Genomic DNA, 25,708 nt, shown 5'->3' with positions numbered 1-25,708 from the left:
CATCATATCACAAGGATGTAGCTAGAGTAAAGTTAGCGTTGTGGTTTAATAAGGTTGAGCATAAAGAGTCTCCACACTTTAAAACTGTAATAAACACCTTTAAGAATCACTACGAAAGAATACTAAACTTCTTTGAGTCTCGATTCACTAATGCATCTGCAGAGTCTTTCAACGCAAAGCTTAAACAGCTAAGAGCTACTTTCAGAGGAATTACAGACACTAAGTTCTTCCTCTTTAGAGCAACAGAGCTATTTGCTTAATATGTTAAATCCCCAAGAATATGATATGATCCATATTAAATCCCCAAGAATATGATGTGAGCCGGTATGAGCCTTGGGGAGCCCTTTTATTGTATGAGATAAACATATAAAAAGAGAGAACCTAAGTAATTAACTTAGATTCTCTCTATAGAGCGGAAGACGGGGCTCAAACCCGCGACCCTCAGCTTGGAAGGCTAATGCTCTATCAACTGAGCTACTTCCGCAATTTTTAGTGGGCAAAGATGGATTCGAACCACCGTAGGCGTAAGCCAGCAGATTTACAGTCTGCCCCATTTGGCCACTCTGGTATTTGCCCCACTCAATTATTTTTGTAAGGTTTTATTCCTTAATTGCGTTGCAAAGATAACTGCTATTTTTTAAACCTCCAAACAAAATCAATCATTTTTATTGCAGTAATTGCACATTCGTCTCCTTTGTTGCCGTGTTTACCTCCAGCGCGATCTAGTGCTTGCTCCATGTTATTAGTAGTTACTAAGCCGTAAATAACTGGTACATTGCCAGTTTCGTTAAGCGTAGTGATGCCTTGAGTTACTCCAGCACATACATAATCAAAATGTGGAGTTTCTCCTTTAATTACGCATCCTAGAATGATTACAGAATCGACTTCAGTATTATTAATGAACTGGTTTGCTCCAAAAGTTAGTTCAAAACTACCTGGAACAGTTTCTATATGGATGTTCTCGTCAGTGGCACCATGTTTTTTTAGGGTCTCAACGGCTCCTTGTAAAAGTGGTCCTGTTATGTTTTCATTCCATTCAGATACTACGATTCCAAATTTCATATTCTTAGCACTAGGTACTGTTGTAGGATCGTAAGATGATAAGTTGTGAAATGCTGTTGCCATGTCAATTATTATTTAAATTAATCTAAACTAAAAAGCCACCCCTTTTGTCATAAACAATTGAGGTAGCTTTATATAATTATGAAAGATATTTATCAATTCAGTTGAGTTGTAGCTCTTTCGATGTATTTGTCGATATCAAAAGAGATAGGAGAATCAAAATAGTTATTCTTGATTATTGTATATTGCTCAATAGCTTCTTTGTATTTACCATTGCTTTCCAATAGGATACCTGCTTGGCGAAGAGCTACAGGGCTAATTGTTGAATTGTTAGCTAGTGAAGCAGACTTTTTAAGCGTTTCAATCGCTTTGTCCACTTGATTCACTTCAACATAACAGTTGCCTAATGCCATAAGGCTAGCAGGATATACCATTAAGTCTTTAGCACTAAATTTTTCTAGGTAATTGATTGCATTCTCGTACTGACCAAGTTTTTGGAATGAAATACCAATATAGTAGTTTGCTAAATTACCAGCTTTAGTACCACTGTATTCTTTTTCAAAACCTATTAAGCCATCAAAAGTAATACTGTCACCATTAAGAGCCAATTCATATTGACCATTATTGAAATATTCTTCACCTAGAAAAATTGCTACCTGAGCTTTTTCTTCTTTAGGCGTAGCATAAGCATTTTTGTAGATCAAAAACACAGCTATAATAACTAAAATACCAATGAAGCCACCGATGAGACTTTTCTTGTTTTTAGAAAGAAATACTTCTGATGTACCAAGAGCTTCTTCTACATTTATATTGCTCTCTTCGTTTTTGTGCTTTGTCATTTTATATGTCTATTTTATTAATTTCAACTTAGTGTATTTTGGATAACAAAAGTACTTTTTTTATAGATATAAATAAAATTTAGTTCTATCTTTTTTCTAGTTCCTCAGCGAATGCATATTATTCTTTGTATTTTTGCAGCCAAACACGGAATCAAAATGGTTATTACGCATATATCGGTCTTGAATTATAAGAATTTAGCTGAAGCTGAATTGGATTTGTCTTCAAAATTGAATTGCTTTTTGGGCGAAAATGGCATGGGTAAAACAAATATCCTTGATGCGATATATTATCTCTCTTTTTGCAAAAGCTCAATCAATTCAGTTGACTCTCAAAATATCCGTCATGGTGAAGATTTCTTTGTTATTCAAGGCTTTTATGACTCTGTTGAGGGAATTACTGATGAGGTTTACTGTGGTCTTAAGCGCAGGAAGAAAAAGCAATTTAAGCGTAATAAGAAGGAATATTCAAGACTTTCTGACCATATTGGATTGATCCCCCTTGTTATGGTTTCTCCCGACGATTCTCAGTTAATCCAAGGTGGGAGTGAGGAGCGGAGACGTTTTTTGGATGTGGTTATCTCTCAATACGATAAGGAATATTTAAATTCTCTAATTCAATATAATAAGGCTATGCTTCAACGGAATAGTTTGCTGAAAAGCGAAAATCCCGTTGATCATCAGTTGTTTGAGGTGCTTGAAGAGTTGATGGCTGAGGCAGGTACTCGTGTCTTCCAAAAAAGGAGTGAGTTTATATCCTCTTTTATTCCAATGTTTCAAAGTTATTACTCAATTATATCGCAAGACAAAGAAACGGTATCCTTAGAGTATAAATCGGATAGTTTTGAACAAAACCTGTTAGAAACTTTGCGTGAGAGTAGATCTCGAGATTTAATTGTGGGTTACTCTCTTAAAGGTATTCACAAAGATGATTTGATTATGTCTTTGGGCGACTTCCCCATCAAGCGCGAAGGTTCTCAAGGACAGAACAAAACTTATCTTGTAGCTTTGAAGTTGGCTCAATTTTCTTTCCTCAGAAAGATAAGTAATAAGGTACCTTTGTTGTTACTTGACGATATTTTTGATAAATTGGATGCGCTGCGTGTTGAGCAGATTATGCACTTGGTTTCGGGTGATGAGTTTGGGCAAATCTTTATAACTGATACCAATCGAAGTCACTTAGATCAGATCTTACACAAAGTGCAGAGTGATTATAAGTTGTTTACCGTAAGAGATGGAGCAATTAAACTCGAAGAAGAAAATCATTATGAGAAGAAATAACGCCGAGCAAATAGGTTCGATATTAAGACGTTACTTACGTCAAGAAAGTTTGGAGTCTCCTCTTAATGAGCAGCGACTGCTTGACTTATGGCCACAAATGTTAGGCCCTTCAATGGCTAAATACACCCGTCAAATCTATATTCGTAATCAGATTCTTTTTGTCAGCCTATCTTCTGCTGCTCTTCGTCAAGAATTAATGATGGGGCGTGAACTTCTTGTAAGGAAGCTCAATGAAAAAGTTGGGGCCAATGTGATCACAAACATCATCTTTCGCTGATATTTTCTATTCTATTTCTTGCTTAATATTACTTTACCTTTTTATTGGTGATGACCTTATTCATTGGGATATCTGTTGATTCTGTAGGGATAGTTTGTTCTCCTTGGTATTGAAAACCAAAGCATAACCCAATTTTAGGAGCGCTAATATTGGGCAGTAACTTGTCGTAATACCCTTTTCCGCGACCCAGTCTGTTTCCATGCTCATCGAAAGCCATTCCAGGAACTACTACTAAGTCTATTTGCTCGTAGGTGGTGAATAACTCTCCACATGGTTCCAAAATCCCATATGCTCCTTTTTTAAGATCTTGAAGGCTTGCATACTTTCTTAACTCTAGAATATCACCCACGACTACTGGCAATATAATCTGCTTTTGTTTGCTAAATTCTTGAACGAGCTTATGCGTGTTAACCTCATCGGGTAGGGAGTAGTATAACAAAACAACTTGTGCTTTGACCCACAAGGGGGCAAGCACAAGTTGTTGGATAATATCTTCAGAGAGAGCTATAAGCTCACTCTTACTGTATGTGGCTTTACGACTATTTACTAACTGTCGTAGAGCCTTTTTTTGTTGTCTCATCGGTTGTAGCAAGTTTTTCTGCAGGTGGTTTAGGGAATGATTCTCCTTTTTCAAGTACTTCCAATGCTTTTTGGAAAGTTGAATCCGCTTTGTTAATATACTTGATATGTGCCTCTATACCTAGAATGTTATATATAATGTTTGAGAACAGTGTTCTTTCAATAAAGTCTTTAGACTTATTGATCAGAAGATTTCTTCTCTGCACACCTTTTGAATCGGCAAACTGAACAAAGCGATCAAATATATGCTGTTTGAGCAGATACTTTTCAAGCTCTTCTTCATTGGTGTATTGGCTTAGCTTTTCTCTGTTTTTGTCGGTGTATTGGAAACTAAACTGCAAGATGAGTCTGCGCTTCAATACTTCGTTTAGATATGTATTGGTTTCAATCATATCTTGAGGGACAAATATATCGGGCATTACACCACCTCCACCATATACCTCACGGCCATTTAGTGTGTGGTAGAGTAAGCTGTCGTCTAGTTTAATGCTATCTTTAGAGTAGAGCTCTCCGTGCTCAATGCGGTGTAGTAAGTCCATTTGGTACTCTTGCTTGTCTCCTTTGGTATAAGGGCGTTGAATTGAGCGTCCAGATGGAGTATAATAGCGAGCAATCGTAAGACGCAGTAAAGAGCTATCGTTAAATGCAATTTCTTGTTGAACCAGTCCTTTGCCGAAAGATCTTCTGCCAATGATTGTTCCTCTATCGTTGTCTTGAATAGCAGCTGCAAATATTTCACTTGATGAGGCTGATGCTTCATCGATAAGAATTACAACTGGTATATTTTGGAATCCTCCCGACCCATTTGAATAAATGTTTTGACGACCCATTTTACGGCCTTCTGTAAAAACAATTAATCTTTCTTTGGGTAAGAATTCATTCACGATTTTGGCTACAATATCTAGATAACCACCAGTATTACCTCTTAAATCTATGATAACACCTTCACAATTTTGGTAGAGTAGAAGTGCCATAGAGTTGATTAGCTCGACATAAGTTGTACGGCCAAACTTGCTCAATTGTATGTATCCAATTTTATCATTAACCATGTAGGTAGCATCAATCGTATTCTGAGGGATATCGCCACGCGTAACTACAAAGTTGAGTAAGTCGGGTTCTCCGCTACGTTGGATTCCCAATTTGACTTGTGTGCCTTTAGGGCCTTTAAGAGTGCGTAGGGCTACTCGGTTATTGATCTTGCTTCCTACAAATAGGCTATCATCAACAGTAATTATTCGGTCCCCTGCAATAATTCCGACCTCTTCGGATGGACCTTGCTTAACCACACTATTGACGTAGATCGTATCTTCTTGGATCGTAAATTGAATACCAACTCCACTAAAGCTACTGTCTAGTTCCGATCCTACCTCTTCAGCATATATCTTGGGGATGTACACACTATGTGGGTCTAGTTCAGAGATGATATGAGGTAAAGCATCTTCTACCAACTCTGACATGTCTACTGTGTCGACATAATTCTCATCAATGATTCGAATAATGCTATTTAATTTGTTTGTCGGCGTTTGTGTTATAAAAATGCTTTTATTATGTGGTGAAGCATAATACATTCCTATAATTACACCTATAACGATACATATAGCTGCTATGATGGGTGTAAATACAGACCATTTTCTTTTACTCATATTCTCAGAATTCTTTTATGTTTTTAGTATTGCTCGTGATCTAGAAATACGACTTCGATACCTGCTCTATCCAACAGTTCAATTCCGTCATCGAGTCTATAGCTCTCGGAATAGACTATGCGTTTTATTCCCGATTGGATGATTAGTTTAGCACATTCTATACAAGGTGCTGCGGTAACGTATAGTGTAGCTCCATTGCTGCTGTTGTTTGAACGTGCAATTTTTGTAATCGCATTAGCTTCAGCATGAAGAACGTATGGTTTGGTTTTATTGTTTTGGTCTTCACAAATATTTTCAAAGCCTGAGGGAGTACCGTTATAGCCATCAGAAATGATCATTTTGTCTTTTACTATCAAGGCACCGACCTTTCTTCTAATGCAGTATGAGTTTTCAGACCAGATAATTGCCATTCGTAAATAACGAGAATCTAACTCTTTTTGTTTCTTGTTTGTTTCACTATCCACTTCTTCTTAATCTTTAAGAGTAATAAAGCCAATGAATTTTTTTACATTTTTATTTTCCTTGTCGTAGAACACAGAAAGGCTTTGGTCATCTCCTTGGTATTTGTATATTCTAAAGTTACTGTTGCCTTGTAATGCTCTGATAAATTCTTTGGCGAGTCTATCTGTTTCGCTGGCAGGCGTAATGTCGGCATTAAGCATCATTGACATTTCTTGATTTTTACCATTTGCAGACCATTTGCCTTTGAGAATAGTCTTAACCGCTCGACCTTTGAATGTGCCATGTATTCTACCGTTTTCGGGTTCTTCTTCGTAGTCAAATGTGATTTCATAGTTACCCGGTTCGTCTCTAAGCCTGACACTCTCTTCTTTAGCTTTTGCATTGCCATCCCAAAGATCTTGTTCTCTAGGATTGGTTTCTGTAGCTTCAAGTAGCATAGTCATCTTCTTGGTGTCCTTAGTAAATATCTTGACTACATCATCCGTATCGTTACAGCTACTCAGAGCTGTAACGATAAGAACGAGTGTTAATATGCTTGTAAGTCTTTTCATTTAGAAATTCCATTACGTTTTAGTAGTGCATCAATGCTAGGTTCTTGACCTCTAAAGTTTTTGTAAAGTATCATAGGGTGCTTTGTACCACCTTTAGATAGGATCTCTGTTCTGAATAAGTTGGCAGTAGCAGTATCAAATATTCCGTTTTCTTGGAATGCTGCATAAGCGTCTGCATCTAGTACCTCAGCCCATTTATAGCTGTAGTATCCTGCCGCATAACCCCCAGCAAAGATATGTCCAAACTGTGTGCTCATACATGCATTATCTATCACTGGTAAAACTTGTGCTTCACCCCAAGCTTTTTGCTCGAAATCTATAACATCTCCTTCAAAAGGTTCTTCTTGTGTATACCAAGCCATGTCAAGTAGTCCAAAGCTAACCTGTCTCATGCAACCGTAGCCTACGTTAAAGTTAGCAGCATCGACGATTTTTTGAACCATGCTATCAGGCAATACCTCGCCAGTTTCATAATGCTTAGCAAAGGTGTTTAAGTAGTCTTTCTCAGTTAAGAAGTTCTCCATAAGTTGAGAAGGAAGTTCCACGAAATCACGATAAACGCTAGTCCCACTTAGGGACTCGTAAGTTGTGTCGGCAAAGATACCGTGAAGTGCATGTCCAAACTCATGAAGGAAGGTATTTACTTCATCAAAAGTTAGTAGTGCAGGTTTGTTAGCAGTTGGCTTCGTAAAGTTCATCACAATAGAGATATGTGGGCGACTATTTTCACCTGTGGCTTCGTCAATCCATTGATCTTTGTAGCTTGTCATCCATGCACCAGCACGTTTGCCAGCTCTAGGATGGAAATCGGTATAAAGTACTGCTAAGAAACTTCCGTCCTTATCAAATACATCATACGCATGTACATCTGCATGATAAACGGGAATATCTTTATTTTCTTTGAAGGTCACACCATAAAGTTGAGTTGCTAGGCCAAATACTCCTTTTTTTACATTTTCTAGTTCGAAGTAGGGGCGTAATTGTTCCTCATCAAAGTTGAATTTCTGATTTTTAAGTTTCTCAGAGTAGAATGACCAATCCCAAGGCATAAGTGTAAAGTCTGCTCCTTGAGTTATTTTAGCTAGAGCCTCTACTTCTGCTACTTCTTTAAGAGCTGTAGGTTTATAGGCTTCAATTAAATCGTTGAGTAATTTGTAAACATTATCACTATTTTCAGCCATACGCTTTTCAAGAGTAAAATCTGCATACGATTTGTAGCCCAAGAGTTGTGCAATAGCCATCTCCGTATTTACAATTTCTTTTACTACTTCTAAGTTGTTGTACTCGTTGTCATGTGTACATTTCGTATTGTATGCCAAGTAAAGTTCCTTTCTAAGATCTCTGTCTTCTGCATAGCGTAATAAAGGGATATAGCTTGGTGCGTCAAGTGTAAAGACCCAACCTTCAACTCCTTTTTCAGTAGCTGTTTCTTTGGCAGCTTCGATAGCGCTCTCTGGTAACCCAGCAAGTTTAGACTCATCGCTAATTACGAGTTGGTAATTATTAGTCTCTTTGAGGTTGTTTTCACCATAAGTAAGTCCTAGTTGGCTTAATTTTTGAGTCAACTCTCTATATTTTTCTTTTTGAGCACCTTTAAGGTTCGCGCCGCTTCTGATAAAACTATCGTAAACCTTATCTAATAAAACGAGCTGCTCTGGATTTAAGTTGGCCGACTCTTTTTGATCATAAACTACTTTGACACGCTCAAAAAGTGCTTGGTTAAGGCTAATATTATTGCTGTGCTCACTGAGTTGTGGCATAACTTCTTGTGCAATGACTTGGAGCTCATCGTTGGTTTCTGCACTTCTTAGGTTAAAAAACACCGTAAGTGTTCTGCTTAGTAAGTCACCAGATTTTTCGTAAGCAAGAATAGTGTTTTCGAAAGTTGGAGCTTCAGGGTTAGATGTAATTGCATCTACTTCGGCTGTTTGCTGTTTTATGCCCTCTTGGATAGCAGGCTTGTAGTGTTCATTCTTTATTTTATCAAAAGGAACGGTAGCATGTGGGGTGTTATACTTCTCGAAAAAAGGATTCTTTTGTGAGCAAGATATATTCATAAGGCAGCATAAAGTTAGTAATAAGCTTATTTTCTTCATCTTTTGTTTTAAATTTAGACTGGTGGATAGTATTTGTACAAAAATGGGAAAAAGAATTGAGCTTTTAAATAATATAGTCGAACTATTTAATTAAAGAGATAATTATCTCTTTTGTGAGCATAAAAAAAGGGTGTCAACTGACACCCTTTTTTGTATAGTTATTATTTCTAATTACTTGTTAGCAGTAGCCATGTGTGCAACTAGATCTAGTACTTTGTTTGAGTAACCAATTTCGTTATCGTACCAAGATACAACTTTCACGAAAGTATCAGTAAGTGCGATACCAGCTTTAGCATCGAAAATAGAAGTACGAACATCACCTAGGAAGTCAGAAGAAACAACTGCGTCTTCAGTGTAACCAAGGATACCTTTCAATTCATTTTCTGAAGCTCTCTTCATTTCAGCACATATTTCAGCATAAGTAGCTGGTTTTGCTAAGTTAACTGTTAAGTCAACTACAGAAACGTCTAGAGTAGGAACACGCATAGACATACCAGTTAATTTACCGTTAAGTGCAGGGAATACTTTACCTACAGCTTTAGCAGCACCTGTTGATGAAGGGATAATGTTACCAGCAGCAGCACGACCACCTCTCCAGTCTTTCATAGAAGGACCGTCAACTGTTTTTTGAGTAGCAGTAGTAGCGTGAACAGTAGTCATAAGACCATCTGTAATACCCCATTTGTCGTGAAGTACTTTAGCTAGTGGAGCTAAACAGTTAGTAGTACATGAAGCGTTAGAAACGAATTTCTCGCCTTTATAATCTTTTTCGTTTACACCGCAAACGAACATTGGAGTATCATCTTTTGAAGGAGCAGACATAACTACGTATTTAGCACCTGCATCGATGTGGCCTTGAGCTGATTCTTTTGTTAAGAATAAACCAGTTGATTCAACAACGTAGTCAGCACCAACAGCGTCCCATTTCAAATCAGCTGGGTTTCTCTCAGCAGTAACTCTAACAGCTTTGCCGTTAACAATTAGTAGATTTTTTTCTACATCAGCTTCGATAGTACCATCGAATTGACCATGCATTGTATCATATTTTAGCATATATGCTAAGTAATCTACAGGCATAAGATCGTTAATAGCAACAACTTGAATGTCATTTCTCTTTTGAGCAGCACGGAACACAAAGCGTCCAATACGGCCAAATCCATTAATACCTACTTTAATCATTTTGTTTAAACTTTTAAGGATTTAATTAAATATATTAAAAATATAATTCTTAACTTGTATTTTCGTTATTTGTCGAAGTGCAAAAATAGGTAATTGTTTTTATATTCGCACGTTTAATCACTACTAAATATCAAATTTATGAAAAAAGGTAAGTTCATACAAGAGTTTAAAGACTTCGCAATGAAGGGTAACGTAGTCGATATGGCTGTTGGTGTAATCATTGGGGGAGCCTTTGGCAAAATTGTATCTTCTATCGTTGCAGATATCATAATGCCTCCAATTGGGCTGCTTGTTGGTGGGGTCAATTTTACTGATTTAACATGGGTGCTAAAACAAGCTTATGTTAATGCAGCTGGTACAGAGATACCTGCTGTAACGCTCAATTATGGTAGGTTTCTTCAAAATACATTCGACTTTGTTATCATAGCGTTCTCAATTTTCCTTTTCGTTAAATTACTCAATAATCTAACCAAAAAGAAAGAAGCCGAAAAACCTGCAACTCCTCCCGCACCACCAGCTCCAAGTAAAGAGGAAGTTTTATTGACTGAGATTAGAGATTTATTGAAAGAAAAAAAATAAATTCCCTTTTTATTCAGTACTTTTGTGCCAAATTCAATTCAACTACTTCTGGTTATGCAAGAAAAAATTATTATTCTAGACTTTGGTTCACAAACTACTCAGCTTATTGGCAGACGTGTTCGTGAACTCAATATTTATTGTGAAATTGTTCCTTATAACAAATTCCCTAATGATGACCCTACAATTAAAGGTGTTATTCTTTCGGGAAGTCCTTTTTCTGTCTACGATGACAAGGCCTTCAAAATGGACCTTAAAACTATCTGGGGTAAATATCCTATACTAGGCATTTGCTATGGTGCTCAATTCATCGCTTCAGAGTTTGGCGGAAAAGTTGAACCAGCTCCATCTCGTGAGTACGGTCGTTCGAAATTGGCTCATGTAGATGCTGATAATGTTTTATTGAAAGGCATTAAAACAGGCTCTCAAGTTTGGATGAGTCATGGCGATACGATAACAGCTATTCCCGCAGGCTTTAAGAAAATTGCATCAACAGAAGATGTTGAAATGGCTGCTTATCAGGTTAATGACCAATCGGTTTGGGGTGTGCAATTCCATCCTGAAGTTTTTCACACTGAAGACGGTTTAGCACTATTGAAGAACTTTGTCTTTGGCGTGTGTGGCTGTAAAGGTGATTGGTCGCCAGCTTCATTTGTAGAGCATACAGTAGCCGACTTAAAACAGCAACTAGGTAACGATAAAGTAGTTTTAGCTCTGAGTGGTGGAGTCGATTCTTCTGTCGCTGCAGTGCTTTTACACCGTGCAATTGGTGAAAACCTAACTTGTGTCTTTGTTGATCACGGTTTACTTCGTAAAGATGAATACAAAAACGTACTTAACGACTATCAATGCTTAGGTCTTAATGTGATTGGTGTTGATGCTAGTGAAAAGTTTTATAGCGAACTTGCTGGTATAACTGATCCAGAAGAAAAGCGTAAGATTATTGGCAAAGGATTCATCGATGTTTTCGACGTTGAAGCTCATAAAATACAAGATGTTAAATGGTTAGCTCAAGGCACAATCTACCCTGATGTGATTGAGTCACTCTCTATAACAGGAACAGTAATTAAAAGTCATCATAATGTTGGTGGTTTACCCGAAAAGATGAACCTAAAACTTTGTGAACCGTTACGTTTATTGTTTAAAGACGAAGTACGTAAGGTGGGTCGAGAATTGGGCATGCCCGATCATTTGATTATGCGTCATCCTTTTCCAGGTCCAGGGCTTGGTGTACGTATCTTGGGTGATATTACTCCCGAGAAGGTGCATATTCTACAAGAAGCTGATCATATCTACATTCAGGCACTTAGAGATTGGAATTTGTATGATCAGGTTTGGCAAGCAGGTGTAATCTTGCTTCCTGTACAGTCTGTAGGTGTAATGGGAGATGAGCGTACATACGAACGTGCTGTAGCGCTTCGTGCAGTATCTTCAACTGATGCTATGACAGCAGATTGGGTACATTTACCCTACGATTTCTTAGCTAAGGTTTCGAACGATATTATCAATAAGGTAAAAGGTGTAAACCGTGTAACTTATGATATCAGTTCTAAGCCACCTGCTACTATTGAGTGGGAATAAAACATAGATACTTAACTCGAATTAAGTACTTAAAGCTAGTCTCAGAAAATGAGGCTAGCTTTTTTATTAAATGAGTAAGTAATTTACTAAGTCCGAGCTAGTGGCAAGGGCTAAACTACCTACTCATTTTGTGTTTTCTTTAACTCAATCTCCTTTGTGTTGATAACTTTAAGTTTTTTTACGCTCCCTCTTAGCTCGCAAATATTGTGGAGATTATAAAAAATATGCACCTTGTAGGCATCACTTTAAATAATCTCATATCTACATATTAACTCCCAAAAACAGATATTGCGGTCTCTTCTAATATTATAAGACTTCAAAATCCTTCGTTTAGATACCGTCAGACTTAGGCTTTTTATACAAGGCAGTTGAAGCTAAATTAGTTATAGTAGCTCCAGGTTTTTAATTTGAACAATCTTTCGCTTTAAACAGACTTTTGATTGTTCTTCGAGCATGTTCAGCATACGTGATACATTAAGTCGTGTATCATTGAGTTGGAAAGCCAAATCCTTCATAGTGATATGCAGGGTAATTTCTGAGCAAGTAGGCTCAGTTCGTTGTCTGATAAAGCATTTAAACCGATCGGCTAGCTCATTGCAGGTCTTATGATTCCAAAGTAGTTTGTATTGGTTCTGTGAGATGCAACTTAGTATATTAATATAGTTAAGCTCAAAGATGGGATAATTCATTAAGTCTGCCAAAACAAAACGTTTATCGATAGTTATGATGTCAATTGGACTAAGGCTTGTGTAGGAAGATTGATACTCGGTATCTTTACCGAAGAGTGACTGAGGCTCAATGATGCTGGGGGCTTCTAAAACTTGCTCTACGATATAGGTCTTGTCTGAGCTGATTGTTTTTTTAGAGATTTTGCCATCAAGAATGTAGAATAAAGAATTACAATCTTGACCTTGTTGAGCAAGTAATATATCAGCTTGTTTTGAGGCAAACTGAAAAACAACCTTTTCGATAATTTCAGTCAGTTCTTTTTGACTTAAACCTTGAAAAAGCGGTAGCTGAAGAAGTTTTTTGTACATCGGTTGCATGCCTAATTCCTTTTTAACGAGAGGGTTTAAGCAAATGTAATTAAATCTTATCTTTTTTCGATATATTATTAGAGATATATCTCCGTAATTTTTTATCTTGGTAAGGCACATGAGTGCTTAACCTAAATCTTGTTGTTATGCTAGGATCACTGAGTTTGCAGCAGACCTTGAGCGCCTTCTTTATCCTATTTGGGATAATTGATATTACGGGTTCGATTCCTATTATTCTAAACTTAAAGGCTCGAGGTAAAAAAATCTATCCTCTACGGGCTACACTTTTATCTTTTGGTTTGCTTCTTGTCTTTTTCTATGGTGGAGACTTGATGCTCCAGCTCTTTGATATTAATATTCACTCCTTTGCCATTGCTGGTGGGTTAGTCTTATTTATCATGGCCATTGAAATGCTTCTTGATATTGAAATATTCAAGTATAAAGGCCCTTCTGATGAAGCAACTATTATTCCTCTTGTTTTTCCACTTGTTGCAGGACCTGCTGCATTTACGACTTTATTAACTCTTCGATATACCTTTGATAGTATAAATATTATTTCTGGTCTGACCCTAAATATGGTTTATGTTTTTTTGGTGCTAAGTGCTACCACGCTAATACAAAGAATTCTTGGTGATACGGGTATTTATATTGTGCGTAAGTTCTTCGCTATTATTTTGTTAGCCATTTCTGTTGAGATTATAGTATCAAATATTTTTGCGTTAGTTCAAGGCACTTGATTCTCTTAACAATTTCGATAAATTATTGTTATATAAGCATTGAAAAACAATTAGATATTTTTTTACTTAATAAATAAATTATACATACCTTGGAATAGAGATGATTTAGTTCATCCTTAAGAAAACTATGAAAAACAATGATAAATATATAGAATATGAGTTATTTACGATTTGACCGAACTTTAATGATAAATCTCGAGGAATCTCTTCCTCGAGAGGTTCTGCGAAGTAATAAATCTGGAGCTTATCACCTAACGACAATTGTGGACTGTAATACCCGAAAGTATCATGGCCTTCTTGTTGTTCCTATACCTGAGCTTGGACCTGAAAATCATGTATTACTCTCGTCACTTGACGAAACTGTAGTACAGCATGGAGCAGAATTTAATCTGGGTCTGCATGAGTATCACGGAAAATCCTTTAGTCCCAATGGGCATAAGTATATCCGTGAATTCGATTGCGAAACCATTCCTTCCACTACTTATCGTGTGGGAGGTGTTATTCTTAAAAAGGAGAAGATTTTCGTTCATCATGAGAATCGGATCCTGATTCGTTACACTCTTTTGCAAGCACACTCAAAGACAGTCCTAAAGTTTAAACCCTTTTTGGCCTTTCGAAAAGTAACAACTTGTACACGTGAGAACAACGATATCAACAAGAGCTACGACGTAATTCAAAATGGTATCGCTACTAGTCTATATCCTGGTTATCCGATGCTTTCTATGCAGTTTAGTAAGACTACCGATTTTCAATTTACCCCCGACTGGTATCGTAATTTTGAATATAGAAAGGAGCGTGAGCGTGGTTACGACTATACCGAAGACCTGTATGTTCCTGGCACTTTCGAGGTTCCGCTTAAAAAAGGTGAGTCTATCGTGTTTTCGGCAGGACTCTCCGAAATTGACTCCGATACGCTTAATAAGTTATTTGAGGATGAGGTCAAAAATCGAACTCCTCGCAACAGTTTTAAACATTGTTTGATTAATTCGGCTCATCAATTCTATAATAAACAAGGTGATCGAAGTTATCTTCTTGCAGGCTATCCATGGTATAATATCCAACGAGCACGTGATTTGTTTGTTTCCTTACCAGGTTTAACTCTTGGGATTGACAAAATTGATGAATTTGAGGCTGTTATGGATACTGCAATTGAGCGTGTTCAAGCCTTTATGGATTCGCAGACAGATGACATGCAGTTGCATGATATGGAAGACTCGGATGTCTTATTATGGGCTATTTGGGCTATCCAAGAGTACTCTAAAGTGGTTACTCTTAGTGTTGCCAAAAAGAAGTATGTTGAGTTTGTATTAAAGATTATTCATTACATACGATCGCATAAGCATCCAAATTTATTTTTACATGCTAACGGTTTGTTATATACCGAAGGTAAAGAACATCCTGTGACTTGGATGAATTCGATTGTAGATGGAAAACCAGTAACTCCACGAACGGGCTATGTGGTTGAAATTAATGCTTTATGGTATAATGCACTGCGTTTTGCCGACAGTTTTTATGAACTCGATAATGAGGAGGTTCCGTTCTATCTTTCTCAGCTTATCGACTCACTTGAGCATAGTTTTCCAGCTACATTTTATAATGAGCATGGTTATCTATTTGACTATGTTGATGGTAATCATACCGACTGGAGTGTACGCCCCAATATGGTATTGGCAATAGGGCTTGAGTTTTCGCCTTTAAATAAAAAACAGAAGAAAACAATTCTAGATATTGCGACTCGTGAACTACTAACCCCAAAAGGTTTACGTAGTTTGAGTCCTAAGAGTGCTGGTTATAATCCCCTATACGCGGGTTCAGCCCGAGATCGATTCTTGGTTTACCACCAAGGAACAGCTTGGCCTTGGTTCATGGGTTTCTATACCGATGCTTATCTAAAGCTTCATAAACGTGGTGGTGTCTCTTTTATCGAGCGACAACTGATTGGTCTAGAATCTGAAATGACTCATAACTGCATCGGTTCACTATCCGAGATGTATGATGGAAACCCTCCTTACAAAGGTAGAGGAGCAGTATCTTTTGCTATGAATACGGCAGAAGTACTTCGTGTGTTGAAAATATTGTCTAATTACTATTTAGAGTAGGAGGGATTTAATGAAAGTATTAATGTTTGGATGGGAATTTCCCCCACATATATTAGGCGGGCTAGGTACTGCTAGTTACGGCATGACCAAAGGTCTTTCTCAGCTTGAAGATATGGATATCACTTTCTGTCTTCCAAAGCTCACTGGCGATGAGGAGCAAGGCTTTGTTAAGTTGGTTGGTATGAATAATACCCCGGTTGTTTGGAAGGATTTAGATTACGATTATATCAAGAGTCGTCTAGGTCATCTGATGGATCCCCAGCTCTATTTTGATTTACGTAATCATATCTATTCTGATTTCAGTTCTATCTATACCAATGACTTAGGTTGTATATCTTTTTCAGGAAAATACCCTGAGAACATACAAGAGGAGATTAATAACTACTCTATTGCAGCTGGCGTAATTGCTCGAAAAGAGGAGTACGATATTATTCATTCGCACGATTGGGTGACTTATCCTGCTGGGATACATGCCAAGCTAGTTTCGGGTAAACCCTTGGTTGTTCACGTGCATGCAACAGATTTTGATCGTAGTCGTGGCAATGTTAACCCCATGGTCTTTAATATTGAGAAGAACGGAATGGACTATGCCGATCACATACTTTGTGTGAGTGAGCATACTCGTCAAACCGTAATCAATAACTATAATCAGTCGCCCTCTAAGGTATCTGTTTTACACAATGCTGTAATGCCTTTATCTCCAGAGATTGAAGCTATTAAACCTAAGAAGTTTGAAAAAGATAAGCTTGTTACTTTTTTGGGACGAATAACACTTCAGAAAGGCCCTGAATATTTTGTTGAAGCTGCTGCACTCGTGCTTCAGCGGATGAAAAATGTTCGCTTTGTAATGGCTGGTAATGGAGATATGATGAATGACATGATTCTTCTAGCTGCTCAAAAAGGAATTGCTGATCGTTTTCACTTTCCTGGCTTTATGCGTGGTAAAGAGGTTTACGAAGTTTTTAAGGCAAGTGATGTTTACGTCATGCCTTCGGTGTCGGAGCCTTTTGGAATCTCCCCACTCGAAGCTATGCAATGTAACGTGCCTACCATAATATCGAAACAATCAGGTTGTGCTGAGATCTTGTCTAAATGTGTTAAAGTTGATTATTGGGATATTTCAGCCTTGGCAGATGCTATTTATGGCATTTGCTCTTATCCTGCATTCTATGAATACCTCAAAGAGGAGGGCAAAAAAGAAGTCGACGAGATCAAGTGGGAATACGTGGGCGAGATATTAAACAATAAATATAAACAAATAATAAATAGAGGAGCATGAAAACAATTTGTCTGTACTTTGAGATACACCATATAATACATTTAAAGAGATATCGATTTTTAGAAATAGGTTCTGATCATTATTATTACGATGATTATACCAATGAAACTTCTATTAGTGATGTTGTGGAGCGCTCTTATGCGCCAGCACTTTCGGCTATGCTTGAAATGATTCAGAAATCAAATCAGAAGTTCAAAGTTTCTTTTTCTATCTCGGGTGTTGCCTTAGAGCAACTCGAAGAGTATGCTCCATCTATTATTGATCTCCTACAAGAGCTCAGCAATACAGGCTGTGTGGAATTCTTAGCCGAACCATTTTCTCATGGGCTTTCGTCATTAGCTCACGAAAATACATTTAAAGAAGAGGTGATGCGACAAGCTAAAATGATTCAAGATCTTTTTGGTCAGTATCCGAAGGTTTTCCGTAACTCTGGTCTTGTTTATTCTGACGAAATTGGCGAACTAGTTTCTAGCTTAGGATTTGAAGGAATGCTAACTGAAGGAGCTAAACATGTTTTGGGTTGGAAGAGTCCTCACCATGTTTATAATAATGTTTTTAACCCTGACTTTAAGCTATTATTGAGAGATTTCAAACTCTCAGATGATTTGAGTCTGCGTTTTTCAAACAGTTCGTGGTCAGAATATCCTCTATATGCAGATCGTTATGTTGACTGGATTCACCAGTTGCCCGAAGATGAGAAGGTGGTTTGTATCTTTATGGACTTAAAAGCCATTGGTGTGTTCCAACCCTTATACTCTAATATCATAGAGTTTTTCAAAGCTTTACCAGCAAGTGCTGAGGCGCGAGGAATCAAGTTTGCAACTCCCTCAGAGGTTATTCGTGAGCATAAATCTTTTGGCGCCTTGTCTTCACCTTACCCTGTTTCGTGGAATGACGAAGAGCGTGATACGAGTTCTTGGCTTGGTAACGTGATGCAGCGTGAGGCCTTTAAAAAGCTTTATAGTATCGCTGATCGTGTTTTAATATCGAGTGATAGGCGACTCAAGCAAGATTGGAACTACCTGCAGGCTAGTGAAAACTTCAGGTTTATGTCAACCAAAGATACAGGGCTTGGGGTTTATCGAGGAATCTATGACTCGGCTTATGATGCCTTTACTAACTACATGAATATCTTGAGTGATTTCATAGCGCGTGTTGATGCACTCTATCCTGAAGAGTTAGGTACAGAAGAGCTTAATGCACTGATAACAAGCATCCAGAATCAAGGAGAAGAGATTGCTAAGTTACATGAGGAGATTAGTCATTGGGAGGGAAAATATGGAAAGCTCTCTAAGGTCAAATCAAAAGCAGATGCCCGTAGAGTGAAGAAAGAATAGAAAAAAAGAGAGAGAGTATTACAATCGTAATACTCTCTCTGTTTTTGAATATATCGTAAATTAAAATCTTGTGATTTTATATGTTATTCTTCTGTAACAAAGTTTTTGGGGTTCTTGCCTTTAAAGCCTTTAAAAAAGTCTTTGATAATAGGCATATCTTGATCGATATCTCCCGATGGTATAAGCTCTTTACCAACAGTTATCTTTTTTTTATCGTAGTCGATTCCAATTAAGATGATCGGAACATTAGCTCCTTGAGCAATATAATAAAAGCCTTTTTTCCAATTTGGATTAGGCTTTCTGGTACCCTCTGGTGTAATTGCTAAATTGAAATAACTATGATTACTAAATCTTTGGCTCATTTGGTCAACAAGTGAGGTCTTCTTTCCTCTGTTTACAGGGATACCACCCATGCTTCTGAATATATAGCCTAGGGGGAAGAAAAACCACTCTCTCTTCATCATAAACTTAACTCTTCGCCCATAAGCACCGTAAAATATCTTACCATACATAAGGTCCCAGTTGGAAGTGTGCGGAGCAACACATAAAACACATTTGTCAGGGATGTCGACCTTGAATTCAGCTTTCCATCCCAAAACACGCTCGAAAATAAATTTGAGTAATCGTTGTTTCATATTTCAATAAAAGTATATAAAAAATGAGGTTAGAAATATCTTAATATTATTTAATATCTCTAACCTCATTTGTAAGTGCATGCAATATTAGCTTAGATTTGTAAGTCTAGCTATTACGTCACTAACGTCTTTAGAGAATTTTTCGCGGAAATCGCGGTAATATTTTTTCTCGTTACCTGGTTCAGTATAACTAATTCTACTCACATAATGCATTTTCATTTTGAATAGATCTTCGAATATGTCATTAAGCTTTTGTTTGTCTAATTTGGGGTTTATCAACTCCTGAATAACGCATTCAGTAACTAATTCGTCAATAATGTAGTTGACGGTTTTCTTGAGTTTTCTTCTACTAGCCATAATTTTATAGATTGTATTGTGAAACAATAAGTAGCAAATATACTGCTTTATTGGGTCATTAGACTGTTTTGTGAATTTTTATTGAGGTTAGTTTCAATTTAGCAGCCTTAAATTATTGGTAAAGTCGTGATATTTTGGCTTATATAAAAGAAAAATGGGTGTTATAATTGTTATATCTTGTGAATGGCTAATTTCTTATCAGTTCGAAAGCGGGTACTAATTCCCCACTCAATGAGTAGGGATTCCTCAGAATGTTTGCCTGCAAGCTTTTTTAGAGTCGTCTGAGAGGATATACGAGCTCAAACGACTTTGGTTCAATGTTTGCTTTATAATTATTGATTTAAACGTTTAGATATATATTAATTCTTTGCAGTTATGGGTAAAAAGGGAAATAACTTTTTTAAGAAATCTATTTCATATATAATGGCACGAAAGGTTTTAGTGTCATTGATAGTGATTTGTGGTGCTATTATTCTTTATTATGTGATTAATAGTAAACCTAAGATTAAAGAGGTTTATCCCACAGTGAGTGTGCAAAAAGTTCAAAAAGAAGATATCTCTATATATGGTGAATATGTAGGTCGTATCAGAGCGCACCAATTTGTTGAAGTGCGTGCACGTGTTGAAGGCTATTTACAGCAAATGCTCTTTAACGAGGGCAGCTCAGTGGTAAAGGATCAAAATCTTTTTGTTATTGACCAAACCATGTATAAGGCCAAAGCAGAAAAAGCCCGTGCTCTGCTCAAAAAAGATGAAGCTCAGGTTTTAAAAGCTAAGCGTGATTACGAACGTATTAAACCTCTTTACGAGCAAAATGCGGCAAGTAGGCTTGACTTAGATAATGCTGAGGCGGCTTACGAAAGTGCCAAAGCAACACTACTTATGAGTAAGGCCGATTTGACGCAGGCAGAATTAGAACTTAGCTATACCTTAGTTAAGTCTCCCATAACAGGGCAAATAAGCCAGCGTAATGCCGATTTGGGTACGCTAGTTGGCCCTTCGAATAAATCACTTTTGGCTACGGTTGTAAAGAGTGATACGGTGTTGGTTGATTTTAGTTTGACTGATCTTGATTACCTTCGTAGTAAGAAGAGAAATGTAAATTTAGGTCGTGTTGACTCGACTAGATCTTGGCAACCCAACGTTACCATAACTATGGCTGACCAATCTATCTATCCCGAAAGAGGATTTGTTGATTTTGCTGAACCTCAAGTAGACCCTAATACAGGAACTTTTGGTGTTCGTGCCGAAATTCCAAACCCTAATGGTGTACTTCTACCTGGACAGTCCACTCGTGTACAATTACTACTCGATTTGATGGAGAATGTATTAGTTGTTCCTCAGAAGGCTATTATCACCGAGAAGGGTGGGGCTTACATCTTTGTGATTAATAAAGATACTGTTGCCAAAAAACTATTTATAGAACTAGGCCCTGAAGTTGACAACAAGGTTGTTGTGGAGCGAGGGTTAAGAGAGGGTGAATTAATAGTAGCCGAAGGGCAGCATAAATTGACTCCCAACATGAAGGTGAACATTGTTGAGCCTCTAGTTGAAACTCCAAAAGTAGAGCAAAAATGAAAGTAAACTTTTTTATAGATAGACCAGTATTTTCGGCTGTATTATCCATTATTATTGTGATTCTGGGTTTAATTGGGCTGAATATGCTCCCTATTGATCAATATCCTCAAATAGCACCTCCTGTAGTGAGCATTAGTGCTTCTTATCCAGGAGCCAGTGCTACTACGGTATCGCAAGCTGTAGCTTCACCTATAGAACAAGAACTTAACGGTACTCCAGGTATGGTTTACATGAGTTCAAGTAGTTCAAATTCGGGAGGTTTCTCGGCAGCTGTTACGTTTGACATCTCAGTAAATCCTGATATTGCTGCAATTGAAATTCAAAACCGTGTAAAACTGGCCGAATCTCGCTTACCTGCTGAGGTAGTTCAGAATGGTATCTCGGTTGATAAGCAATCGTCAAGTCAGCTAATGACTATAACTTTAAAGTCTGACGACGATAAGTTTGATGAAATTTACTTGAGTAACTTTGCAACACTTAATGTAATCGACCTTTTGCGAAGAATTCCTGGTATCGGTCGAATCTCGAATGTGGGTAGCCGTTACTATGCTATGCAGATATGGGTTCAACCCGATAAATTAGCCAATTTCGGTATTACTGTCAACGACCTTAAAAGTGCGCTTAAAGAGCAAAATACGGAGTCGGCAGCAGGTATATTAGGTGGTCAACCTGTCGAAAATCTTGATATAACAATTCCTATAACTACACAAGGACGTCTTTCATCGGTTGCTGAATTTGAGGAAATTGTACTACGTGCCAATCCTGATGGTTCTATTATCCGTTTACGAGATGTGGCAAGAGTTTCTCTTGAAGCCTCTTCATATTCTACCGAAAGTGGTATTAATGGTGAGAATGCAGCAATTCTAAACGTTTATTTGCTGCCAGGAGCCAATGCTGTTGAAGTATCTCGACTCGTTCGTGAAGAGATGGACAAGATTAGCCACAATTTCCCTGATGGTTTGTCATATGATGTCCCTTTCGATGTGACCGACTATATCTCACAGTCTATTAGAGATGTTTATCAAACACTATTCGAAGCTTTAGGACTGGTTATTTTGGTAGTATTCCTCTCTCTTCAGAGTTGGAGAGCTACTCTAATTCCTGTTGTTGCTGTACCGATTTCGTTGATTGGTACCTTCGGTCTGATGCTTGTATTTGGTTTCTCTCTAAACTTGCTTACTCTACTGGGCTTAATTTTAGCTATTGGTATTGTTGTTGATGATGCCATCGTGGTAGTTGAGAACGTGGAACTTATTATGCGTGAAGAGAAGTTGAGCCCTTACGAAGCCACTAAAAAGGCGATGAGTGGGCTGACTGGTGCTTTGATTGCTACCTCCTTGGTGCTTGTTGCGGTGTTTGTTCCTGTAAGTTTTCTTTCGGGCATTACTGGTCAACTCTATCGTCAGTTTACCATTACGATTGCTGTTTCAGTGATTATATCTACAATTGTAGCCTTGACACTTAGCCCAGTGATGTGTTCGCTTATCTTGAAACCTGATACAGGTAAGAAGAAAAATATTATCTTCCGTAAGATTAACTATTGGTTAAACAAGAGTAACCTCAAGTACATTGGGGTAATTAAGAAATCTGTGAAGTATCCTAAGCGTGTAATGGGTGTGTTTGGGATGATCTTAGTACTTATTTTTGTGCTTAATCGCGTAGTTCCGACCAGCTTTATGCCCAAGGAAGATCAAGGATTTTTTAAAGTGGAATTGGAATTACCTGAAGGTGCTACCCTTGAGCGCACGCGTAAGGTTACCGAAAGAGCTATTAACTTTTTAATGTCACTTCCTTCTGTTGATTATGTTCAGAATGTTACGGGTAGTAGTGCTCGTGTAGGAACTAGTCAGGCAAGAAGCTTGATGACTGTTATTCTTAAACCTTGGGATGAAAGAAACCACGTCACTATTGATGAGGTTATAAGTCAGGTTCGTACTGAGCTTTCAACTTATCCTGAATCTAAGGTTTATATTATGACACCTCCTGTAGTACCTGGTTTGGGATCTTCGGGTGGTTTTGAAATGCAGATTGAAGCTCGTGGTGATGCTACGTTTGAAGACTTAGTCGTAGCTGTTGATACGCTGCTACACTATGCTTCTCAGCGTAAAGAATTAGTTGAGGTTTCATCTTCGCTTCAAGCTGAGATTCCACAACTCTTCTTTAATGTAGATCGAGATCGTGCTAAATTTCTGGGTATCCCGGTACCTGATATTTATTCGGCGATGAAGGCTTATACAGGTTCGGTGTATGTGAATGACTTTAATATGTTTAATCGTATTTATAGGGTTTATATACAGGCTGAGGCTGAGTATCGTCGTAATAAGGGCAATATTAATTATTTCTTTGTTCGTGCTAGCAATGGGGCTATGGTTCCGTTGGCCGCTTTAGGTCAGGCTGAACTTACTGCAGGTCCAGGAAGTATGACACGTTTTAACATGTTTACCTCTACTTTGGTGACTGGGCAGGCTGCTCATGGTTATAGTTCGGGTCAAGCAATGAAGATCATGGAAGAGATTGTTGCTCAACACCTTCCCGAAAACATTGGTGTGGAGTGGAGTGGCCTCTCTTATCAAGAGCAAAAGGCGAGTGGCCAAACAGGACTTGTGCTAGCTTTGGTATTCTTGTTCGTGTTCCTATTCCTTGCGGCACAATACGAAAGTTGGTCTGTGCCTATTGCTGTACTATTGACCCTGCCTGTGGCAGCTTTGGGTTCTTACTTCGGGGTTTGGATTACAGGACTTGAGAATGACATCTATTTCCAAATTGGTCTGGTGATGTTAATGGGACTTGCGGCTAAAAATGCTATTCTTATTGTGGAGTTTGCTAAGGTGCAGGTTGATAAGGGCGAAGATATTGTGCAATCAGCTATCTATGCTGCTCGCTTGAGATTCCGTCCTATCTTGATGACTTCACTAGCCTTTATTTTAGGTATGGTTCCTATGGTTTTGGCTTCTGGTCCTGGCTCTGCAAGTAGAAAAGCGTTGGGTACGGGAGTCTTCTTTGGAATGATTTTTGCAACGGTGCTCGGTATTGTATTTGTACCTTTCTTCTTTATCTTAATATATAAACTGAAAGCTAAGTTACAGAAGCGTAAAAAAGTAGTGAAATGAAAAAATATAGATATATATACTGTTTAGTTGGGGTGCTATGTATGGGCTTCTTACTTTCATCTTGCAAGGTAGGTCGTTCCTATAGTCGACCAGAGATGGCTCTACCCGACAGCTTGTACTTTAAGAAAGATAGCCTGAGTTTGGCTGATTTTGAGTGGTGGCAAGTGTATACTGACCCCCAACTGGTTGCACTTATTGATCAAGCTTTAACTTATAATAAAGACGTTTTAATCGCTGCTGCTCGTGTAAAAGAGTTTGCTGCGCTTAAACGAATTAACACAGCAAACCTATTGCCACAGTTTAATCTGGATATATCTGCTGAAACTAAGTCTCAAAAAGATGACGGAAAACGAACATCCAAGGAGACTTATAAAGCTTATGCGGAATTATCGTGGGAGCTGGATCTTTGGGGGAAACTTCGTTGGTCAAGAGAATCAGGTATTGCCGAATTTCTTTCAACCCTAGAGGCTCAACGAGCCTTGCAACTCACTATAATCTCAGAGGTAGCATCCTCTTATTATGAATTGATTGCGTTAGATGCTGAGATGCATATTCTCTCACAAACTTTGGAAGATAGAAAAGCAAATATTCGTTTGGCTCGTATTCGATTTGAAGGTGGATTAACTTCGGAGATTCCTTATCAACAAGCACAGGTTGAGATGGCTCGTACGGCTACTATGATTCCTGAGCAGGAGTTGGCAATCAAGATTAAAGAGAATGAACTTGCCTTTTTGATTGGTTCTTTCCCTAAGGAAATTCGTCGTACGGAGACACTGAGCTCTTTATTTAATATGGACGATCTTCCTTATGGATTACCTTCCCAACTGCTACAACGTCGCCCTGATATTCGTCAAGCAGAGCAAAGTTTAATTGCAGCTCATGCTAAAGTAGGAGTAGCCTATACTAGTATGTTCCCGAGTTTGAGTTTGACAGCCGAATTTGGTGCTAATAAGTCGGGTCTTTCATCATTTCTAAGAGCTCCTTATAGTCTAATTGAAGGTGCACTTGCTGGTCCATTGTTCAATATGGGTAAGAATAGAGCTGCATGGAAAGCCAAAAAAGCGGCCTTCGAACAATCTTTATACGATTATGAGAAGACCGTATTAAACGCCTTTATGGAGACTCAAAATGCAATTCTTGATTACGATAAACTGCGTGAGGTACATAAGCTTAAAGCCCACTTGGAGCGTGCAGCTCAGAAGTATGTTGAGTTTGCTCATCTACAATATATCAACGGTTCGATTGGTTATTTGGATGTGCTAGATGCCCAACGTGGATACCTAGACGCACAGATAGGTTTAAACAACGCGATACGTGATGAGCTACTAGCAGTCATTCAATTGTATAAATCGCTAGGAGGAGGTTGGAATTTAACATCTCAAACTAAAATTCCTGATTAAACTTTTTATTTCGATA

At 38.0% G+C, this 25,708-nt stretch carries 23 protein-coding genes and 2 tRNA genes; 12 read left to right on the top strand and 13 right to left on the bottom strand.

Annotation, left to right across the window (positions count from 1 at the left end; all coding sequences use genetic code 11):
• Positions 1–260 (top strand): transposase (locus B091_RS0108045; RefSeq protein ID WP_018109500.1); only part of this gene is annotated, 260 nt, incomplete at its 5' end.
• 151 nt (positions 261–411) lie between these two features.
• On the opposite strand, the gene B091_RS0108040 is transcribed toward B091_RS0108045, so the two are convergent.
• The 4 genes from B091_RS0108040 to B091_RS0108025 form a co-directional block, all read right to left on the bottom strand.
• A tRNA-Gly gene (locus B091_RS0108040) sits at positions 412–484 on the bottom strand.
• Between the two features lie 9 nt (positions 485–493).
• Positions 494–576: transfer RNA gene (locus B091_RS0108035), tRNA-Tyr, on the bottom strand.
• A gap of 54 nt (positions 577–630) precedes the next feature.
• Positions 631–1,125 carry a 6,7-dimethyl-8-ribityllumazine synthase gene (gene ribH, locus B091_RS0108030; RefSeq protein WP_018109499.1) on the bottom strand — a complete coding sequence of 165 codons (495 nt, stop codon included), beginning with the start codon at positions 1,123–1,125 and terminating at the stop codon, positions 631–633.
• Positions 1,126–1,217: 92 nt separating this feature from the next.
• Complete coding sequence (locus B091_RS0108025; RefSeq protein WP_018109498.1) at positions 1,218–1,901, bottom strand: tetratricopeptide repeat protein; 684 nt, start codon at positions 1,899–1,901, stop codon at positions 1,218–1,220.
• 156 nt (positions 1,902–2,057) lie between these two features.
• Here B091_RS0108025 and recF point away from each other — a divergent pair, with 156 nt between their 5' ends.
• On the top strand, positions 2,058–3,179 hold the full coding sequence (gene recF / locus B091_RS0108020) for a DNA replication/repair protein RecF (RefSeq protein ID WP_025069585.1): 1,122 nt from the start codon (positions 2,058–2,060) through the stop codon (positions 3,177–3,179).
• A complete protein-coding gene (locus B091_RS0108015; RefSeq protein ID WP_025069584.1) occupies positions 3,166–3,456 on the top strand; it encodes a DciA family protein in 291 nt (96 codons plus the stop codon). Before recF ends, B091_RS0108015 begins: the two co-directional genes overlap by 14 nt.
• Before the next feature lie 28 nt (positions 3,457–3,484).
• Here B091_RS0108015 and B091_RS0108010 read toward each other — a convergent pair whose 3' ends face one another.
• The 6 genes from B091_RS0108010 to gap form a co-directional block, all read right to left on the bottom strand.
• Positions 3,485–4,036 (bottom strand): 5-formyltetrahydrofolate cyclo-ligase, encoded by a 552-nt coding sequence (locus B091_RS0108010; protein ID WP_018109495.1) that lies wholly within the window; start codon positions 4,034–4,036, stop codon positions 3,485–3,487.
• Entirely contained in the window at positions 3,996–5,678 is a 1,683-nt protein-coding gene (locus B091_RS0108005) for a S41 family peptidase (protein WP_018109494.1), read from the bottom strand. The genes B091_RS0108010 and B091_RS0108005 overlap by 41 nt, the downstream gene beginning before the upstream one ends.
• Before the next feature lie 23 nt (positions 5,679–5,701).
• Positions 5,702–6,142 (bottom strand): deoxycytidylate deaminase, encoded by a 441-nt coding sequence (locus B091_RS0108000; protein WP_018109493.1) that lies wholly within the window; start codon positions 6,140–6,142, stop codon positions 5,702–5,704.
• A gap of 6 nt (positions 6,143–6,148) precedes the next feature.
• On the bottom strand, positions 6,149–6,691 hold the full coding sequence (locus B091_RS0107995) for a DUF4847 family protein (protein WP_018109492.1): 543 nt from the start codon (positions 6,689–6,691) through the stop codon (positions 6,149–6,151).
• Positions 6,688–8,787: a M3 family metallopeptidase gene (locus tag B091_RS0107990; protein ID WP_025069583.1), complete on the bottom strand. Its 2,100-nt coding sequence runs from the start codon at positions 8,785–8,787 to the stop codon at positions 6,688–6,690. Before B091_RS0107990 ends, B091_RS0107995 begins: the two co-directional genes overlap by 4 nt.
• A 171-nt stretch (positions 8,788–8,958) precedes the next feature.
• The gene (gene gap, locus B091_RS0107985) at positions 8,959–9,966 is read right to left on the bottom strand and encodes a type I glyceraldehyde-3-phosphate dehydrogenase (RefSeq protein ID WP_018109490.1); all 1,008 of its coding nucleotides are present in this window, start codon (positions 9,964–9,966) and stop codon (positions 8,959–8,961) included.
• Positions 9,967–10,104: 138 nt separating this feature from the next.
• Here gap and mscL point away from each other — a divergent pair, with 138 nt between their 5' ends.
• Both mscL and guaA read left to right on the top strand, forming a co-directional pair.
• Positions 10,105–10,545 carry a large-conductance mechanosensitive channel protein MscL gene (mscL, locus tag B091_RS0107980; RefSeq protein ID WP_018109489.1) on the top strand — a complete coding sequence of 147 codons (441 nt, stop codon included), beginning with the start codon at positions 10,105–10,107 and terminating at the stop codon, positions 10,543–10,545.
• Between the two features lie 54 nt (positions 10,546–10,599).
• Positions 10,600–12,123 carry a glutamine-hydrolyzing GMP synthase gene (gene guaA, locus B091_RS0107975; protein ID WP_018109488.1) on the top strand — a complete coding sequence of 508 codons (1,524 nt, stop codon included), beginning with the start codon at positions 10,600–10,602 and terminating at the stop codon, positions 12,121–12,123.
• A 383-nt stretch (positions 12,124–12,506) separates the two neighbouring features.
• Here the strand turns inward: guaA and B091_RS0107970 are convergent, their stop codons facing one another.
• Positions 12,507–13,160, bottom strand: coding sequence for a Crp/Fnr family transcriptional regulator (locus B091_RS0107970; RefSeq protein WP_238319460.1), 654 nt, complete (start codon positions 13,158–13,160; stop codon positions 12,507–12,509).
• Positions 13,161–13,306: 146 nt separating this feature from the next.
• Here B091_RS0107970 and B091_RS0107965 point away from each other — a divergent pair, with 146 nt between their 5' ends.
• The 4 genes from B091_RS0107965 (at position 13,307) to B091_RS0107950 (ending at position 18,612) form a co-directional block, all read left to right on the top strand.
• Positions 13,307–13,897, top strand: a complete 591-nt coding sequence (locus tag B091_RS0107965; RefSeq protein WP_018109486.1) for a MarC family protein — start codon at positions 13,307–13,309, stop codon at positions 13,895–13,897.
• Between the two features lie 155 nt (positions 13,898–14,052).
• Positions 14,053–15,996, top strand: a complete 1,944-nt coding sequence (locus tag B091_RS0107960; protein ID WP_025069582.1) for a glycogen debranching enzyme N-terminal domain-containing protein — start codon at positions 14,053–14,055, stop codon at positions 15,994–15,996.
• 10 nt (positions 15,997–16,006) lie between these two features.
• Positions 16,007–17,275: a glycosyltransferase family 4 protein gene (locus B091_RS0107955; RefSeq protein ID WP_025069581.1), complete on the top strand. Its 1,269-nt coding sequence runs from the start codon at positions 16,007–16,009 to the stop codon at positions 17,273–17,275.
• Positions 17,272–18,612: a glycoside hydrolase family 57 protein gene (locus B091_RS0107950; RefSeq protein WP_018109483.1), complete on the top strand. Its 1,341-nt coding sequence runs from the start codon at positions 17,272–17,274 to the stop codon at positions 18,610–18,612. Before B091_RS0107955 ends, B091_RS0107950 begins: the two co-directional genes overlap by 4 nt.
• Before the next feature lie 83 nt (positions 18,613–18,695).
• Here B091_RS0107950 and B091_RS0107945 read toward each other — a convergent pair whose 3' ends face one another.
• Together B091_RS0107945 and B091_RS0107940 are read right to left on the bottom strand one after the other, a co-directional pair.
• Positions 18,696–19,247 (bottom strand): 1-acyl-sn-glycerol-3-phosphate acyltransferase, encoded by a 552-nt coding sequence (locus tag B091_RS0107945; protein WP_018109482.1) that lies wholly within the window; start codon positions 19,245–19,247, stop codon positions 18,696–18,698.
• Between the two features lie 87 nt (positions 19,248–19,334).
• The gene (locus B091_RS0107940) at positions 19,335–19,604 is read right to left on the bottom strand and encodes a hypothetical protein (RefSeq protein ID WP_018109481.1); all 270 of its coding nucleotides are present in this window, start codon (positions 19,602–19,604) and stop codon (positions 19,335–19,337) included.
• 423 nt (positions 19,605–20,027) lie between these two features.
• Between B091_RS0107940 and B091_RS0107935 the strand changes: the two genes are divergently transcribed.
• The 3 genes from B091_RS0107935 to B091_RS0107925 are packed head-to-tail and all read left to right on the top strand — an operon-like array spanning position 20,028 to position 25,692.
• Entirely contained in the window at positions 20,028–21,182 is a 1,155-nt protein-coding gene (locus B091_RS0107935; protein WP_051069811.1) for an efflux RND transporter periplasmic adaptor subunit, read from the top strand.
• Positions 21,179–24,292, top strand: coding sequence for an efflux RND transporter permease subunit (locus B091_RS0107930; protein WP_018109479.1), 3,114 nt, complete (start codon positions 21,179–21,181; stop codon positions 24,290–24,292). Before B091_RS0107935 ends, B091_RS0107930 begins: the two co-directional genes overlap by 4 nt.
• The gene (locus B091_RS0107925; protein ID WP_025069580.1) at positions 24,289–25,692 is read left to right on the top strand and encodes an efflux transporter outer membrane subunit; all 1,404 of its coding nucleotides are present in this window, start codon (positions 24,289–24,291) and stop codon (positions 25,690–25,692) included. Before B091_RS0107930 ends, B091_RS0107925 begins: the two co-directional genes overlap by 4 nt.
• Positions 25,693–25,708: the final 16 nt, after the last annotated feature.

The organism is Bacteroides propionicifaciens DSM 19291 = JCM 14649 (assembly GCF_000375405.1).
Lineage (GTDB): Bacteria > Bacteroidota > Bacteroidia > Bacteroidales > Bacteroidaceae > Bacteroides_E > Bacteroides_E propionicifaciens.
This window is presented reverse-complemented; position numbering and strand designations above follow the sequence as displayed.